Consider the following 15,495-nt stretch of genomic DNA (forward strand, 5'->3'; position numbering starts at 1 on the left):
AATAATCATATGTCGAAACTTACTTAAGGTTTTATGCAAGTAAAAAAGCGCGCGCTGTTAGGGCAATTGTCGGATATGGATCTGCGTTTGTTGCGGGTATTCAAGGCCGTGGTCGACTGCGGCGGCATGAGCGCCGCCGAGCTGGAGCTGAACATCAGCCTGTCGACCATCAGCAAGCACATCAAGGATCTGGAACAGCGGCTGGGTCTGACGCTGTGTCAGCGCGGGCGCGAGGGCTTTGCGGTCACCGACGAGGGGCTGTTGATCTACCAGGAAACGGTCAACCTGCTGGCGGCCACCGAGGCGTTCCGGCGCGGGGTGGACGAGGTGCATCAGCGCCTGGGCGGGCAGCTGCACGTGGCGATATTCGACCATACGGTCAGCAATCCGCAGGCGCAGATCGGCCGGGCCATCGCGTTATTCAGCGAGCGTGCGCCGGAGGTTTCTTTGCAAATGTACGTGGAGCCGATTAATACCATTGAACGCGGCGTAATTGACGGGCAATTTCAGGTTGGCGTTATTCCCATGCACCGCAGCGCGGAAAGTTTATCTTATCATTCGTTATTCAGTGAGAGGATGTTCTTATATTGCGGCGCGCAGCATGAATTATTTTCCGCCCCCCATGAAACATTAAATTGGGATCTGCTGCACAATTATGCCTTCGCTGGATTAGGCTACCATTCGCCGAATATGGAACTGAGCCTGCAGCAACATTTGCATCGCAAGGCGACGGGGTTCGCGCAGGAGTCGATCGCCACGCTGATCCTCTCCGGCAAATACGTCGGCTTTTTGCCGGATCACTACGCGGCGTTTTTCGTGGCGCAGAACCTGATGCGGGCGATCAAACCGGCGCTGTTCCGCTATCACTGCGAATATTCCAGCGTGCTGCGCCGCTCGCCGGTGCCGCAGCGGGTGGTGAAGCTGTTCCATGAGTGCCTGCTGGCGGCCCACGGAACAGCGTGACGCTTACTGCTCTTTCTTCTTGCCGAAGATTTTGATCAGCGCGCCGACCAGGATGCCGACCGCGATGCCGGCGAAGATCCAGCCGATGATGCCCATTTCCTTAACTCCTGCTAGTGCGTTGATCTGATTATACCCGTCATACTTGAAACTGCATCTGTGTTGGCTGCGAGTGCGTACGCCAGTCACTGACTTGAGTAAGCTCTGGCGAGCCGCCTCTTGCCGCCGGGATGCCGCTCCAACTATTTAGGGTAGATATCATCATTCGACGCGAAACGCCTCTTCGATCATCCGTTGCCGCTGTGCCGGCGCATAGTCGATCCAGGAATTCTTGCTGTTGGATTTCTCCAGCGCCACCGCCAGTTCCTGGCCGGAAATCGGCAAATCGTCCTGCCAGAACGGCGCGATGGCGTGGCGGGTGATGAAATCGGTCAGGTAGCTCTCCGGGCTGCCCTGCCAGTGCGGGTACAGGCGCGCGGCCAGTTCGGCCATCAGCGCGCGTTGCTGCGGCTGTTCGCTGCTTTCCAGCAGGGCGAGGAACGGCAGCAGCAGGCGGCCGCAGACCTGGCCGTGGTGGTAGTCGCGCAGCGCGCCGATCTCGCCGGCGATGCCGTGGATCACCCCCAGCCCGGCGGCGCTCAGCGTCAGCCCCCCGAGGTAGGAAGCCTGCATAATCGCTTCGCGCGCCGCATCGCTGCGGTTGAGCGCCGGCCAGGCCGCAAGGAAGTGGCGGATGCCGCTCAGCGACATGTCGCGCGTCATGGCGCCGGCGGTTTTCGACAGATAGGCCTCGAACAGGTGGGTGAAGGCGTCGATGGCGCAGTAGGCCAGCACCTTGTCCGGCGCGCCCGCCAAGAGCTGCGGATCGAGAATGGCGGTGTGCGGCACGAAGTTATTGTGGCGCAGCGAGGCCTTCACTTTGCTGACCTGGGTGTCGGTGATCACCGCGTTCTGCGTCACCTCGCTGCCGGTGCCGGCGGTGGTGGGAATGGCGATCAGCGGCAGGGTGGCGCCGCTGATTTTGCTGTCGCCCACCTTTTCCATATAGCGCAGCGTTGGCAGCGGATGCTCCACCAGCGCGGAGAACGCCTTGGCGGCGTCCAGCACGCTGCCGCCGCCGATGGCCACCACGCGCCGCGCCTGGCCGCGCCAGCGCGCCACCCAGGCGTCAATTTCCTGCGGTGACGCCTCGTGGCTGACGATCTCGGTGCCGATGAACAGTGGCGCCAGCGATTCGCGCAGGCCGGCGTACACCGGGCCGTTGAGAAAAGATCGGCAGCTGAACAGCAGCGTTGGCTGCGGATCGGCAAGCAGCAGCGGCGGCAGTTGCCGGATGCTGCCGTGGCCGAACCAGGTCTGGCGGTTGGCGATGATGTGGCTGACGGACATGAGGTCTCCTTGACGGCGTTGCAGGGCGCTATGCCACAGCATAAGCCAGCGGGCGCAGAGCGGCCACCGCTTTCCCCGCTGCGGCAACTTGTGAGTTGTTTAACATGTAAACGATCGCGTTCTTGCATTTCGGCGCGCCTGATGCTTTTTTTAACAGTACCGGCCGTCATGCGGCCAACCCCATCCGAAATCGGTAGATTGTTAATGTATTAATAATGGCGAGGCGGGTATGGATATTCAGGTTGAACGCTTGTCTGCGGTGATCGATGCGGTGGCCAGCCCGCGCTTTTATCCCAGCCTGTTGAACTGGCTGGAAGGTTTTTTCGCCTTCGACAACGCCATTGTCTATGCCTTCGAACGCGGCCGGCCGCCGCGCTGCCTGATCAAAACCGAGCGGGAAAACAGCGATGCGGTCAACCAGATCTACCAACAGGGCGCCTATCTGCAGGATCCGTTTTACCGTGCGCTGAACGACGGCGGCGCAGGCGAGGTGCTCACGCTGCGCCAGCTGGCGCCCTGCGGGTTTTATCACAGCGACTATTACCGTAATTTTTATCGCAAGACCGGCTGGCACGACGAGGCCGGCGTGCTGCTGCAGCTGACGCCGGAGCGCGGGCTGGGGGTGTTCTTCGGCTCGGCACGCCGCACGGTGGCGGTGCGCTACCCGCAGCGGGCGGATCTGCGCAGCGCGCTGACGCTGGTGAAAAGCGTGGCGCGGCTGCACGGCGAAGTGGTGGCGGCGCCGGCCGAGGCCGACACGGGGAACGACGATGGCGCGCAGGCGCGTTATCTGCTGACGCCGCGCGAGCGCGAGATCGTCGATCTGATCCTCGCCGGCTGCGGTTCGCAGCAGATTGCCGACCGGCTGTTCATCAGCCTCGGCACGGTAAAAAATCACCGCAAGAACATCTACGGCAAGCTGAACATCGGCTCGCAGGCCGAACTGTTCAGCCTGTTGCTGACCGCCCCGCAGCGTCGCAGCGCGTGAATGTTAATTTTTTGTAGCGAATGTCCCTAAGGGGATATAGCGGACGATCCCACGGCTCCCGATAATCCGATGTCATGGCATAGGCAATCGGGAGTGCGGCAGTGAACAACGAAATCGAGTCCTTAACCTACTACGCGGCGACCAAAAAATACGATCTGCGCTTCCCGACGCTGGAAGAGGATCTGGACGTCGACGTGGTGATCATCGGCGGCGGCTTCTCCGGCATCAACACTGCGCTGGAGCTGGCGGAGAAGGGCATCACCAACATCGCCATTCTCGAAGGCCGCTATCTGGGTTACGGCGGCACCGGGCGCAACGGCGGCCAGGTGATGGCCGGCATCGGCCACGATCTGGAGAAGATCAAGCGCCACGTTGGCCCGGCCGGGCTGGAAACCATCTTCAAAATCAGCAACCTCGGCGCCGGCATCATCCGCGAGCGCATCAAGAAATATGACATCGACGCCGACTTCTGCTTCGGCTACGGCTACCTCGGCAGCAACGCGCGCCAGGAGAAGACCCTGCGCGGCTGGCTGAAGGAGTTCAGGGCGGTAGCGCCGCAGGAGGAAATTGAGCTCTATACCGGGGCGGAGGTGAAGCAGGTGGTGGGCTCCGATGCCTACAGCTGCGCGCTGAAACACATGGGCGGCGGCCACGTGCATTCGCTCAACCTGCTGCTGGGCGAGGCCAAGGCGCTGAGCGGCTATGGGGTGAAAATCTTCGAGAACAGCAGCGTGCTCAACGTGGAGTATGGCCCGCGCATCACGGTGCGCACCGCTATGGGCTCGGTGCGCGCCAACAAGATGCTGTGGGCCTGCAACGGCTTCCTCAACGGCATGGAGCCGCAGATTTATCGCAAGACCATCAATACCTACGCCTTCCAGCTGGCCACTGAGCCGCTGTCTGACGATCTGATCCGCCAGATCAGCCCGATCCGCGGTGCCTACAGCGACATCCGCCCGGTGATCGACTATTACCGGGTGACCAACGAAAACCGGCTGCTGTTCGGCAGCGCCACCCGCCTGATCGAATACTTCCCGTCGGATCTCAAGGCCTGGAACCGCAACCTGATGCTGAAAGTGTTCCCGTACCTGAAAGACGTGAAGATCGATCTGGCCTGGGGCGGCCCGCTGTGCTGCAGCGCCAACCTGTTCCCGCAGATCGGCACGCTGCCGGATCGCGACAACGTGTTTTACGTGCAGGGCTACTCCGGCTTCGGCGTGACGCCGAGCCACATCGTGTGCAAGGTGCTGGCGGAAGGCATGAGCGAAGGATCCGATCGCTACGATCTGATGAGCTCGATCCCGCACGTCAACATCTTCGGCAAGGACAAGCTGCGGCGGGTGATGACCACCGCCGGTAAGGTTTGGCACCAGACATCCGGCTACTGGAAAGGCCGCCGTTAACCCTCAGAGGAGAATGACATGAAACCGTTACTGCTTAAACAACCGCTGCCGGAACTGCTGGAGATCGGCAGCGTCAGCAACCTGGGCGCCACGGTGATCGCCGGCACGCCGACCGTCGGCGTGGCCAGCATCTTCGGCGAGCCGACCGACAACCTGAACTGCGGCGTGTTCAGCTGCACCCGCGGCAGCTTCGTGATGGAGTATCCGTTCGCCGAGCACGCCACGGTGTGGGAAGGCAGCGCGATCCTGACCAACGAACGCACCGGCGAATCGGTGCAGTATCAGGCCGGCGATTCCTGGTTCGTCGAGAAGGGCACCCCGGTGCGCTGGGACATCACCTCGGACCGCTTCGTCAAACACTACCTCGCCATCGTCGAGGGCTGACGCCGTCATGCCCCCCTCGGCCCGCTGAGGGGGAGCGCCTTAGCCTAACGCCCGCGCAATAAAATCGGTCACCCGCTTGAGGATCCGATCCTTATTGGTTTCGTTAAAGCTCTCGTGCCGCCCGCCCGCATTGATCATCCGTTCGAAATTGTCGCCGCGCAGACGATCGAGCGCGGTTTGCGTTTCGCTCATCAGCACCAGCCGATCGTCGTCGCCGTGGATCCACAGCGTGGGCAGCGCGCCGAAGCCCGGCCCGGCGTTGATGGCGGCGAGGATCCGCTGCATGGCGCGCAGGGTGGGGCGCTTGAACGGCCCGTGCCACACCAGCGGATCTTCCTGATACGCCGCGCCAACCGCCGGATCGCGCGCCAGGGTAGCGGTATCCAGCGGCGCGTCGGGGATCGTCGGCAGTTCGGCCAGATCGGAGATCGCCGTTCTGTCGCCAAGCAGCGGGCCGGACAGCACCAGCGCGCGCACCTCCTCGCCATAGCGCTGCACGTAGCGGGTAGCGATCATACCGCCCATCGAGTGGCCGATCACCACCAGCGGCAAGGTGGGGTATTGCTGCCGGAAATGGCTGACCACGCGCTGCACGTCGTCGACCACGGCGTCATAATCCTCGATCAGCACGCGTTCGCCCTGCGACAGGCCGTGGCCGAGATGGTCGGGGCCAAACACCCGCGCGCCCTGCGCCTGTAGCGTGCGCGCCACGTATTGGTAACGGCCGAGATGCTCGCCGTAGCCGTGCACCAGCAGCGCCAGATAGCGCGGCTGGTCATTTCCCCAATCATGCACGGCGATGTCGCCGTGACGGCCTTTGATAAAGCTGACGGTCTGTTCGGGCATCTTATTGTTCTCATGGTGGTAGGGTTGCCCTTCAGCGTAGCGGCTGGCGACGAAGTTGTCAGGGGCGCCGGGTGCGGCGCCCGCAGAGAGGGGATTACAGGCCGAACTGGCGCGCCAGTTCGTCGAGCGCTTCGCGCTGGAAGCGATTAAAGGCGTCGCGCGGCTGCTGTTGCTGGATGAACGCCAGCAACGGATCCTGCACTTCAGTGCGCACGCCGCTCAGCTGTTCCATTACCGCCAGCCCGCAGAACGGCACGTAGGATTCGGCGTAGCCGCCTTCGTGCACCATCACCAGTTTACCGCCGCACAGCCGGTCGGCGGCGTCCTGCACCAGCGCGGTCATGGCGCGGAAGCTGTCGCTGTGCAGCTGCATGCGCGCCAGCGGATCGAGGGCGTTGGCGTCGTAACCGCAGGCGACGATGATCAGCTCCGGCTCGAATTTTTCCAGTGCCGGGATGATGATGCGCCGCATGGCGTGCAGGTAGCCGTCGTCGCCGGCGCCGGCCAGCATAGGCACGTTAACGTTGCAGCCCGCCCCGGCGCCTTCGCCGCGATCCCGTTCGCCGGAATAGCCCGCCGGGAAGCAGCCGTCCTGATGCAGCGACAGCGTCAGCACGTCGCCGCGCTGCCAATAGATGTGCTGGGTGCCGTTGCCGTGGTGCACGTCCCAGTCGAGCACCGCTACCTTGCCGAGGCCGTAGCGGGCCTTGGCGCGCTCGATGGCGATCGGAATATTGGCCAGGAAGCAGAAACCCATCGATTGATCCGGCAGGCAGTGGTGGCCCGGCGGGCGCGACAGCGCATAGGCGTTATCCAGCTCGCCCTGCAGCACCGCCTCCACCGCCGCGCAGGCCAGCCCGGCGGAGAGTTTGGCGATCTCATAGCTGCCCGGCCCCAGCGGTGCTTCCTCTCCCAGCAGGCCGCCGCCGCTGTCGCTCACCTGTTTGAAACGCTGCAGGTAGTGGGCGGGGTGAATGCGCAGCAGGTCTTCTTCCGTCGCCGGTTCGGCGCTCAGCAGGGTGAGCTGGCGCGACAGGCCGGACACGTCCATCAGGTTCTTCATGCGCCGTTTGGTTTCCGGCGACTCGGCGTGGCCGGCGCCCGAGGGCGGTTGTACCCAGCCGCCGACCGGCAGGGTAGTGGCGTGCAGGCCGGTGCTGTGCCAGAAACAGCGTTCATCAAACAAGAAACCGGTTGTTCTTTTCACCTTTCTCCTCCTGTTATACGGCGCGGTGCGCGCGGTGAAGCCAGCGAAATCAACAGCAGCGACAGCAGCGCGCAGCCCAGCGCGCCGAACAGCAAAGCGTTGAAACCGCCGAAAGATTCGATCAGAGAGCCGGCCAGCGTCGGGCCGATGGCCATGCCGCCGCCGATCACCAGGTTGATGCCGTTCATCAGCTTGCCGTCGTTATCCAACCCGGCGACCCGCGCCAGAATGAACGGCAGCACGAAGGTCCAGGTGAATTTGAACAGTAGAGCGGCCAGGGCGAAGCGCAGCAGCAGGGGCTGGCCCGTCAGCAGCGCCACGCTGGCCAGCAGCAGGGCGTACCCCAGCACGATTAGGCGTCCGCCGCCGAAGCGCGCGCCGATCAGCGCTGCGGCCCCCGCGCCGACGATGCCGAGCAAGGTGGCGACGGCCAGCACCTGGCCGCTGTGGGCCGGCGACAGCCCGGCGCCGGCGGCGATGCCGCCGATAAAGGTCCAGACCGCGCTCAGGCTGATGTAAAAGGTCAGCACCGCCAGCACGGCGCACAGCTTGCGCGCCAGCGAGGCGGCGGGGCCGCTGCGGGCGGCGCGGGCGGCGGTGAAACCGTTGGGGAATGCCGGGATGAGCGGCAGGCAGCACAGCATGATGGCCGCCAGAATCAGGTAGACCGCCATCAGGCCGAAGTGCGCGAACAGCGGCGGCAGCACCAGCAGCCCGACCGCGCCCAGCACCAGCTGGCCGAGCACCCAGAAGGCATAGACTCGGCTGGGATTGGCGGTGCCGGCGGCGCAGGTGATGCACAGGATCATCAGGGTGCCGCCCGCCAGCGAGGCGATAAAGCGCAGCGGCAGCAGCAGGGTAAAGTCCTGCACCAGCGCCGAAGCCAGGTTGCCGACGATAAACACCAGCGCCGACAGCGTAGCGACCCGCCGCCAGTTGATGCGCCCGATCCACCACCACGCCGGCAGCGTGGCCAGGCTCATGGCGCCGAGTTCGGTGGAGAACAGGTGGCCGATCTGCGCCGGGCCGAGCTGCCACTGCGCGGCGAGCTGGGCGGCCACGGCGGGGGCGGTCATCAGAATGCCCGGCGCGATGGCGGCGAAGACGATAATGGCGGTCAGCAGCCGCGGCGGGCAGGGGAGCGCCGCGCCGACGGCGGGCGCGGAAACCGAATCACTGGACATAAACCTTATTCCCCAAGCGTTAAGTGACGATGAAATATCCCGCCCGGCCCGATTGCGGGCAGGGGGAGGCCGCGCCATAAATGGCGAATACGTTTTGGCGTTATTTTCCGGCCGTCGGCAGCGGCGGCCGTTATCGGGCGTTAACCGTGGGCGAGAAAGCCGCCGGCGACCAGTTCGGTGCGGTTCACCACGTCGGTTTTGGCGAAAATATTGCGCATATGGGTTTTCACCGTGGACAGCGAAATGCCCAGCTTCAGGGCGATGCGCTTATTGCTGGCGCCTTCGCGCACCAGGTTGACGATCTCTTGCTCTTTGGCGGTCAGCATCTGCGCCTCGCCGTCGGGCAGCAGATCGCGCGTCGCCAGCTCGATCAGCGGCAGCACCGCGCGCAGGCGGCCGCGCTCCACTTCGGTAAACGGCGTATCGCGGATCAGCGATACCCCGGCGACGATGCGCTTGCGCTGGCGGATGAAGATCTCCGTCATGTCGCGCATGTCGTTCGGCAGCATAAAGTCGTGGTAATAGCGGCGGTTGCCGGCGATCGCCGCCGGGCTCATGCCGACCATGGTGATGTCCTGGCGATGGAAATTGGCCGGTTGCAGCGGGTCTATCTGTTGGAAGTGGTTCAGATACTGCTGATGCGTTTTATCGGGCATGCCATACAGGATGTAGTGATCCGGCCGCAGGTCGCGATCGACCAGATAAAACACCCCGGCGGACACCGGGATCAGGTGCGTAATGGTCGCCAAACAACTGTTGATAAAGGCATCGGATGCTGTGCTGTGCATGATTCGTGTTCCTCCCTTTATCGTTCAATCTGGAGAAGGTTGGCGGTCAATATATGAACGATACAAGCATAGTTGTAGCAATTTGGCAACACAATAAAAACATATTAACAACGTGAGGCCGATTGCAATAAAACACATAAATAACAAGATGACACTGCGTTAATCAGGGCTTTTCGGTTCGGATTTATCACGATTTTCATTAATAGGTTAATGAAATAATTCACCGCTTTTCCCGCTGAATTTACAGCGCTTTTCAATGTTTGCCCGGACGAAGCCCTCGCCGCCCTGCGCGTGCTACAGCCGATGCCGTCGCCGTCATCCCTCGTTCTTAAGAACGATAGCCAGGCTTTTCCGCCGCTTCCTACACTGCGAATTGAAGATAGCGCCAGGCGGCGCCAAACGTATAAGACGAAAAAATGATGACCTTTCTCGGGCTGAGGCGTCGGGTTGTTCAGTCCGCATGACCATACGGGGAACGAACGATGCAGAAAAAAACGTTGGCGGTGGCGTTGAGCGGCGCCTTATCGGGCCTGGCGCAGGGGGCGGACGCCGATCGCCCCAATGTGCTGATCATTCTGGTGGACGACATGGGCTACTCCGACATCAGCCCGTTCGGCGGTGAGATACCGACGCCCAACCTGCAGGCGTTGGCCGAACGGGGCGTGCGCATGAGCCAGTACTACACCTCGCCGATGTCGGCGCCGGCGCGGTCGATGCTGATGACCGGCAATACCAATCAGCAGGCCGGCATGGGCGGCATGTGGTGGTATGAGAGCACCGCCGCGCAGCCGGGCTATGAAATGCGCCTGACCGACCGCGTGATCACGCTGCCGGAGCGTTTTCGCGATGCGGGTTACGCCACCATGATGGCGGGCAAATGGCATCTGGGCTATGTCGACGGCGCCAAACCGACCGATCGCGGCTTCGAGCGCGCCTTCGCCTTTATGGGCGGCGGCACCAGCCATTTCGACGATGCGAAACCGCTGGGCACCGTGGAGGCGTTCCACACCTTCTACACTCTGAACGGCAAACGCGTGTCGTTGCCCAAAGATTTCTATTCCAGCAAGGCCTATGCCGATCAGCTGGAACAGTGGATCCGCGATACGCCGCAAAATAAGCCCGTCTTCGCCTATCTGGCCTTCACCGCGCCGCACGATCCATTGCAGGCGCCGGATGACTGGATCGCCAAATTCGACGGCAAATACGACGCCGGTTACCAGCAGGCCTATCAGCAGCGCATTCAGCGCCTGAAAGCGCTGGGGCTGATTTCCGAGCGCACGCCGATGCCGACGCTGGCGCTGGATAAGGCCTGGAACGCGCTGACGCCCGAGCAGCAAAAATATGAAGCCAAGACCATGCAGGTGTACGCGGCGATGATCGCTTACATGGACGATCAGGTCGGCGCGGTGCTGAACACCCTGAAGCAGACCGGCCGCGACCAAAATACGGTGATCGTGTTCGCCACCGACAACGGCGCCAACCCCGCCAGCGGCTTCTACTACGGCTCGAAGCCGGAGTATTGGCGGCAGTTCGACAACAGCTACGCCAACCTCGGCCGCAAGGGCTCGTTCATCTCCTACGGGCCGCACTGGGCCAACGTCAGTAACGCGCCGTACGCCAATTACCACAAAACTACCAGCGCGCAGGGTGGCATCAATACCGATTTCATCATCTCCGCGCCGCGGCTGAAGGGGCGCGGCGGCATCGACCGCACGCCGATGGCGGTGTATGACATCGCCCCGACGCTGTATGACTATGCCGGCATCGACGCCAACAAACCGCTGAAGGCCAAACCGACGCTGCCGATGGTCGGCGTCAGCTTCAAACGCTATTTCAGCGGCGAGGCTGACCGCGTGCCGCGCGCGACCTACGGCGTGGAGCTGCATAACCAGGCCGCCTATGTGGACGGCGTCTGGAAGCTGCGGCGGTTGGTGAAGGCCGGGCCGACGGCGCAGATGGCGCCGTGGGGGCTGTTCAACCTGCATGACGATCCGCTGGAAACGCGCGATCTGGCCGCCGCCAACCCGGAGAGAGTCAAACGGCTGAGCGAGGCGTATCGCCGCTTTGCGCAGCAGGGCATGGTCATTGAAGCCAAAGGCGCAGCGATCGACTACCTCGGCGTTGACGCCAGCACCGGCGACTACATCGGCCTGGATCCGTTGACCCACAAACCGTTGCCGCAGGCGGCGCCATGAACCTGGCCCAGCTGCGCGCGCAGCAGATCCCGGTAGAGAGCGAACCGCGCGCGGCGGCGCCTTTTCATCTGTTGGTGAAGCCGATCGGCGCCGGCTGCAACCTGGGCTGCCGCTACTGCTACTATCCGCAGCGCCAGCAGGAGCGGACGCGCAAGATGGACGACGACCTGCTGGCGGAATTTATCCGCGGCTACATCGCCGCCCAGCCGCGTTACAGCCGCGAGATCAACTTCGTCTGGCAGGGCGGTGAGCCGCTGCTGGCGGGGATCGGTTTTTACAAGCGGGCGCTGGCGTTGCAACGCCGCTACGCGCCGCCGGGCGTGCGGATCAGCAACAGCCTGCAGACCAACGGCACCCTGCTGAACGACGCCTGGTGCCGGCTGTTCCGGCAGCATCACTTTATCCTCGGCGTCAGCCTGGACGGCGATCGCGAGGTGCAGGACGCCCACCGGCCGGACAAGCGCGGCGGTGCCAGCTATGACGCCGCGCTGCGCGGCATTGCGCTGTTGCAGCGCCATCAGATCGATTTCAACCTGCTGATGGTGGTGCACGACGGCGTCGCGGATCGCGCCGAGGCGATCTACGATCATGCGGTGGCGATCGGGGCGCGCTATCTGCAGTTCCAGCCGCTGATGCTGGAAGGGGATGCGCCCACCGCCGGCTATGGGCTAAGCGCCGCCAACTGGGGGCGCTTCATGCTGGCGGTGTACCGCCGCTGGCGCAGCCGCGGGCACGTTGGCCAGGTCTTCGTAATGAACATCGAGCAGGTCTACGCGCAGTATTTCACCCACGTCAGCCCCAGCTGCGTACACGCCGAACGCTGCGGCGGCAATCTGGTGATGGAGCCGGACGGGCGGCTTTACGCCTGCGATCATCTGATCAACGCGCAGCACCTGCTCGGCCATGCCGATCGCCACACGCCGCTCGCCACCCTGGCGGCAAGGGCGGCGGAGATGCCGTTCGGTAAAAACAAGAGCCTGCGCCGCGAGTGCCAACGCTGCAGCGTGAAAAGCGTCTGCCAGGGCGGCTGCCCGGCGCATGTGGGCGAAGATCGCTACAACCGGCTGTGCGCCGGCTATTACGCCTTCTTTTCCGCGCTGCTGGCGCCGCTGCGCGCCTACCCGCGCAGCCCGCAGGGAGCGATGCAGTGGCGCGCCGCCGTGAGCGCGGCCGCAGGTTGAAACCGTCTCGTCCTTAAGGACGATAGTCAGCATTTTCCTTTCCTCTCTATAGTGAGATGACCGCCGCTGGCGGTGAAAAACCTGCAAGCACCTGCATGCATCAGGCCAAAACTATAAGAGGAAATAACCATGAACCTGTCGTCGCGGTTGCACGCCCACCTGGCTCGAGGCAAGGTCGGCTTTCCCACCACCCTGGCCAGTTCGGTCGGGGTGATCATGGCTAGCCCGGTGATCCTGACGGTCACCAGCGGCTTCGGCATCGGCGGCGACACCTTCGCGCTGGCGATGCTGATCGCCTTCATCATGATGCAGGCGCAGCTCACCACCTTCTCCGAAGCGGCGGCGCTGCTGCCGACCTCCGGTTCGGTTTACGACTACATCTCCTGTGGCATGGGGCGCTTTTTCGCCATTACCGGTGCGCTGTCGGCCTACCTGATCGTGCACATCTTCGCCGGCACCGCCGAGACCATTCTCTCCGGCATCATGGCGCTGGTGAACTTCGAGCACCTCAACACCCTGATGGAAAGCCACAACGCCTCCTGGATGGTCGGCGTCGGGCTGGTCATCGTGTTCGGCCTGCTCAACGCGTTCGGCATCGAGGCCTTCGGCAAGGCGGAGATCGTGCTGACCTTTGCCATGTGGAGCACGCTGGTGATTTTCGGCATCGTCGGGCTGCTGTCGCCGCATGCGGTGCCGCTCGAAGGCTGGTTCGGCAGCACGCTGAGCCTGAACGATCCCTTCGCGGTGTTCAGCCTGATCGGCATGGCGATGTTCATGTTCGTCGGCTGTGAGCTGGTGACGCCGATGGCGCCGGAGATCAAACGCTGCGATCGGGTGATCCCGCGCGCGATGGCGCTGGGGCTGTGCGGCGTGGCGGTGTGCATGGCGCTGTATGGCGCGGCGCTCAGCCACCAGGTGGAAAACGTGGTGATCGACGCCGCCAGCGGCACGCGCCTGCTGGAAACGCCGATGGCCATCCCGGCGTTCGCCGGCCAGGTAATGGGCCAGTTCGGCAAATACTGGCTCGGCGTCGGCCTGCTGTTGGCCGGCGCCGCGACCATCAACACGCTGATGGCGGCGGTGCCGCGCATTCTGTACGGCATGGCGCTGGACGGCGCGCTGCCGCGCATGTTCGCCTATCTGCACCCGCGTTTTAAGACGCCGGTGGTCGGCATTCTGGTGGCGGTATTGATCCCCTGCGTACACGCCTTCGCCATTCAGGGCAACCTCGACAGGATCATTCCGCTGGTGCTGGCGGCGGTGTGCGCCTGGGGTGTGGCCTACCTGCTGGTGACCTGCTCGGTGGTGATCCTGCGCTTACGCCGCCCCGATCTGCCGCGCGCCTATAAATCGCCGTGGTTCCCGCTGCCGCAGATCGTTTCCAGCGTCGGCATCGTGTTGGCCATCGTTTACATCACGCCGCCGGGAATGAACCCGAGCGACATCTACATTCCCTTCGGCTGGATGATCGGCCTGACCGCCGCCTATGCGCTGTTCTGGACGCTATGCGTGCAGAAAGTGAATCCGTTCAAGCCGGTGCCGGTCGAGCAGGTGCTGGAGAACGCGTTCGCCAAAGGTGAAAACGAGGAGGCGCAGTTTGATCGGCTTACTTCCCTCACTTAATCGCGCCTGGCGGCGAGCGCCGTCGGGCTATCGGCCGGGCGCCGCGCTGGATCGTCTGGCGCGCAACCTGGAACCCTACGCGTGCGAACGCCTGGCACCGGGCCTGCTGCGGCTGACGCTGCCGCAGGGGCCGCAGATCGAGATCGGCGAACAGGTCCAGGGGCTGTTTATGGCGCATATCGTCAGCCACCGCTTTCGGTTGCAGGGCGCGTGCGCGGCGCAGCCCCCGCTGACGCTGGACGTGGTGACCGGCGGCTGGCTGCGGCGGCGCGGGGTGCGTTATCTGCTGCGCCAGCGCCACGCGGCCGCGCAGCGGGTGCTGGACGGCCTGCAGCGCTACCCGCAGATCGGCGAGACGCTGGCGCAGCTGGATTTTCGCCGCGTGCGGCTGACGGTGAAAGACGGGCGCTGGCAGGTGGATATCGAGCATTTCGCCGCATCGGAGGTGGTCAGCCGTTTGCCGGCCGGCCGCCGCTACCTGCGGCTGGATGCCGAACAGCGGCGGCTGCTGTTGAGCAGCCTGCTGATGATCGGCCAACTGATGGAGAAGCTGAATCATGAATAGAGTGGTTGTGATTACCGGCGGCGGCACCGGCGTCGGCGCCGCCTGCGCCCGTCTGCTGGCGGCGCAGGGCGATCGGGTGTTCATCATCGGCCGCCGCCCGGAACCGCTGGTGGCGCTGGCGCAAGAGATCGGCGCGCAGGCGCTGGTGGGCGATGCCGCCAGCGGCGAGAGCTGGAACCACGCGCTGCTGCCGGCCATTCTGCGCGAAGCCGGGCGCATCGACTGCCTGATCGGCAGCGCCGGCGGCATGGGCTTCAAGCGCATCACCGAGATGACCGACGCGCAGTGGCAAGGGGCGATGGACAGCAACCTCAACAGCGCTTTCGCCAGCGCGCGCGCCTGCCTGCCGGAGCTGATTAAAAGCGGCGGCAACCTGCTGTTCGTGGCCTCGATCGCCTCGCTGGCCGCCGGGCCGGAGGTCTGCGGCTACGTCACCGCCAAGCACGCGCTGATCGGGCTGATGCGCTCCATCGCTCGCGACTATGGCCCGCTGGGCGTGCGTGCCAACGCGGTGTGCCCGGGCTGGGTGACCACGCCGATGGCGGACGAAGAGATGCAACTGCTGATGGACGCCCATCAGATTTCGCTGGAGCAGGCTTACCAGATGGTCTGCCGCGACGTGCCGCTGCGCCGCCCGGCCAGCGCCGAGGAGATCGCCCGCGTGTGCCGTTTCCTGTGTTCCAGCGAGGCTTCAATCATTACCGGCGCGGCGCTGGTGGCCGACGGCGGCTCCACCATCGTCGATGTGCCGACCCTGGCTTTCACTTCCCTGTAAGGAGCAT

At 63.8% G+C, this 15,495-nt stretch carries 14 protein-coding genes; 9 read left to right on the forward strand and 5 right to left on the reverse strand.

Annotation, left to right across the window (positions count from 1 at the left end):
• Nucleotides 1–33: 33 nt before the first annotated feature.
• Nucleotides 34–963, forward strand: coding sequence for a LysR family transcriptional regulator (locus SSARUM2_RS02495; RefSeq protein WP_033648549.1), 930 nt, complete (start codon nucleotides 34–36; stop codon nucleotides 961–963).
• A gap of 258 nt (nucleotides 964–1,221) precedes the next feature.
• Here SSARUM2_RS02495 and SSARUM2_RS02500 read toward each other — a convergent pair whose 3' ends face one another.
• Nucleotides 1,222–2,349 (reverse strand): iron-containing alcohol dehydrogenase, encoded by a 1,128-nt coding sequence (locus SSARUM2_RS02500; RefSeq protein WP_060452799.1) that lies wholly within the window; start codon nucleotides 2,347–2,349, stop codon nucleotides 1,222–1,224.
• 229 nt (nucleotides 2,350–2,578) lie between these two features.
• Between SSARUM2_RS02500 and SSARUM2_RS02505 the strand changes: the two genes are divergently transcribed.
• From SSARUM2_RS02505 to SSARUM2_RS02515, 3 genes are all read left to right on the forward strand, one after another.
• Nucleotides 2,579–3,337, forward strand: coding sequence for a helix-turn-helix transcriptional regulator (locus tag SSARUM2_RS02505; protein ID WP_039567527.1), 759 nt, complete (start codon nucleotides 2,579–2,581; stop codon nucleotides 3,335–3,337).
• Between the two features lie 101 nt (nucleotides 3,338–3,438).
• Nucleotides 3,439–4,740, forward strand: coding sequence for an FAD-binding oxidoreductase (locus SSARUM2_RS02510; protein ID WP_049194537.1), 1,302 nt, complete (start codon nucleotides 3,439–3,441; stop codon nucleotides 4,738–4,740).
• 18 nt (nucleotides 4,741–4,758) lie between these two features.
• A complete protein-coding gene (locus tag SSARUM2_RS02515; RefSeq protein ID WP_049194539.1) occupies nucleotides 4,759–5,124 on the forward strand; it encodes a cupin domain-containing protein in 366 nt (121 codons plus the stop codon).
• A gap of 39 nt (nucleotides 5,125–5,163) precedes the next feature.
• Here the strand turns inward: SSARUM2_RS02515 and SSARUM2_RS02520 are convergent, their stop codons facing one another.
• From SSARUM2_RS02520 to SSARUM2_RS02535, 4 genes are all read right to left on the reverse strand, one after another.
• Nucleotides 5,164–5,970 carry an alpha/beta hydrolase gene (locus tag SSARUM2_RS02520; protein ID WP_060452798.1) on the reverse strand — a complete coding sequence of 269 codons (807 nt, stop codon included), beginning with the start codon at nucleotides 5,968–5,970 and terminating at the stop codon, nucleotides 5,164–5,166.
• Nucleotides 5,971–6,064: 94 nt separating this feature from the next.
• Nucleotides 6,065–7,177 (reverse strand): class II histone deacetylase, encoded by a 1,113-nt coding sequence (locus SSARUM2_RS02525; RefSeq protein ID WP_033648541.1) that lies wholly within the window; start codon nucleotides 7,175–7,177, stop codon nucleotides 6,065–6,067.
• Nucleotides 7,174–8,361: an MFS transporter gene (locus SSARUM2_RS02530; RefSeq protein WP_049235384.1), complete on the reverse strand. Its 1,188-nt coding sequence runs from the start codon at nucleotides 8,359–8,361 to the stop codon at nucleotides 7,174–7,176. Before SSARUM2_RS02530 ends, SSARUM2_RS02525 begins: the two co-directional genes overlap by 4 nt.
• 140 nt (nucleotides 8,362–8,501) lie before the next feature.
• Nucleotides 8,502–9,149, reverse strand: coding sequence for a LuxR family transcriptional regulator (locus SSARUM2_RS02535; protein ID WP_033636963.1), 648 nt, complete (start codon nucleotides 9,147–9,149; stop codon nucleotides 8,502–8,504).
• Nucleotides 9,150–9,631: 482 nt separating this feature from the next.
• Between SSARUM2_RS02535 and SSARUM2_RS02540 the strand changes: the two genes are divergently transcribed.
• From SSARUM2_RS02540 to SSARUM2_RS02560, 5 genes are all read left to right on the forward strand, one after another.
• Nucleotides 9,632–11,344, forward strand: coding sequence for an arylsulfatase (locus SSARUM2_RS02540; RefSeq protein ID WP_049235383.1), 1,713 nt, complete (start codon nucleotides 9,632–9,634; stop codon nucleotides 11,342–11,344).
• The gene (locus SSARUM2_RS02545) at nucleotides 11,341–12,525 is read left to right on the forward strand and encodes an anaerobic sulfatase maturase (protein ID WP_049194547.1); all 1,185 of its coding nucleotides are present in this window, start codon (nucleotides 11,341–11,343) and stop codon (nucleotides 12,523–12,525) included. The genes SSARUM2_RS02540 and SSARUM2_RS02545 overlap by 4 nt, the downstream gene beginning before the upstream one ends.
• A gap of 129 nt (nucleotides 12,526–12,654) precedes the next feature.
• Nucleotides 12,655–14,148: an APC family permease gene (locus SSARUM2_RS02550; RefSeq protein ID WP_060423132.1), complete on the forward strand. Its 1,494-nt coding sequence runs from the start codon at nucleotides 12,655–12,657 to the stop codon at nucleotides 14,146–14,148.
• Entirely contained in the window at nucleotides 14,123–14,713 is a 591-nt protein-coding gene (locus SSARUM2_RS02555) for a DUF3156 family protein (RefSeq protein WP_033636967.1), read from the forward strand. The genes SSARUM2_RS02550 and SSARUM2_RS02555 overlap by 26 nt, the downstream gene beginning before the upstream one ends.
• The gene (locus tag SSARUM2_RS02560) at nucleotides 14,706–15,488 is read left to right on the forward strand and encodes an SDR family oxidoreductase (RefSeq protein WP_060452797.1); all 783 of its coding nucleotides are present in this window, start codon (nucleotides 14,706–14,708) and stop codon (nucleotides 15,486–15,488) included. The genes SSARUM2_RS02555 and SSARUM2_RS02560 overlap by 8 nt, the downstream gene beginning before the upstream one ends.
• The last annotated feature ends 7 nt before the right edge of the window (nucleotides 15,489–15,495 follow it).

Source organism: Serratia sp. K-E0102, from assembly GCF_029962625.1.
Lineage (GTDB): Bacteria > Pseudomonadota > Gammaproteobacteria > Enterobacterales > Enterobacteriaceae > Serratia > Serratia sarumanii.